Annotated in this window: 1 pseudogene; it reads right to left on the bottom strand. The window is 75.7% G+C overall.

What is annotated here, in order from left to right:
• Positions 1–428 precede the first annotated feature (428 nt).
• Positions 429–839: pseudogene (locus tag ABZV94_RS41805) on the bottom strand (ATP-binding protein); the annotation flags it as partial.
• Positions 840–1,142 lie beyond the last annotated feature (303 nt).

Here is a 1,142-nt window from a genome sequence, read left to right as displayed (position 1 = left end):
CCGGCCGGGGTGGGGGCGGACCCCACGGCGGGCGCGGGCGCGGCGGCGACAGGTGCCGTCCTCTCGGCAGGCGCTGTACGGCGGAGCGGTGGGGGCGCCGGACTCGTGAGGGGCGCAGCCCTCGGCGGGACGTGGCCGGCCGGGGCCACAGCCGGCTCCGCCGAACCGGACGTTCCCGCCGGGAGACCGGCCCGGACGGCCGCCTCGGCCGGAGCACCGACTCCCGCCGGTACGGCCGCCTCGGCCGGAGCACCGACTCCCGCCGGTACGGCCGCGTCCGCCGGGGCGGTCGCCTTCGCCGGGGCGGTCGCCCTGACGGGGGCGGTCGCCTTCGCCGGGACGGGCATCGGAGCCGCCCCCGCGGCCGGCGTCGGCGCACCCCGTACGGCTCCCCGCAGCGACCCCGGCGGATGAGCGCGGGTCGTGGCCGGGGCCGGGAGGGTGAACCAGACGACCTTGCCGTTCTCGCCGTCCGGGCGGGCGCCCCAGCTCTCGCTCACCGCGGCCACCATGGCAAGGCCCCGCCCGCAGGTGGCCAGCGGGGTGGTGTCCTTCGTCTCCGTGGCGTCGGCCGGCACCGGGAGGCGCGGGTCGTGGTCGCGCACCGAGACCGTGAGCCGGTCCGGCAGCAGCTCCAGCTCGACGGTGCACGACTTGTCGGGCCTGGCGTGCCGGTGGACGTTGCTCAGCAGTTCCGTCACACCGAGCGCGGCCCGGTCGATCAACGGGTCCATGTGCCAGTAGCGCAACTGCGCAGATACGATTCTGCGGACCTGGCCGATCCGCGACGGCAGGGCTTGGAGCTCCACCGTGCAGTGCCTGCTTGGGTGACTGATCACGGCTGCGACTCCCCGATGTGAGGTCCGGAGGAACCGGAAGAACACGGAGAACAACGGATCCAGCAGGGTGCTTGCGTCCAAACGTCCGCCTGCTGTCGTGGCCGGCGGGCTGGTTCGCAGCGTTATCGCCGGTAAACCCAGAGTGACGTGAGACCAGCGTGGCGCAGTGGATGCGCTCCCGCAACTCGCCGCGACCGACCGCTGCTCAGCGTACGCGGCGCCGCTGCCCGGCGGGTGCGACGGACCGCTGGTGCGGCGTGTGCGCGCCCGCGGGCCGACGTGCGCGCCCGGCGCCCCTCAGCC

It is taken from the genome of Streptomyces sp. NPDC004658 (genome assembly GCF_040609555.1).
Taxonomy (GTDB): Bacteria; Actinomycetota; Actinomycetes; order Streptomycetales; family Streptomycetaceae; genus Streptomyces.
The sequence above is the reverse complement of the archived record's forward strand: the minus strand, read 5'-3'. Positions and strand labels throughout refer to the sequence as shown.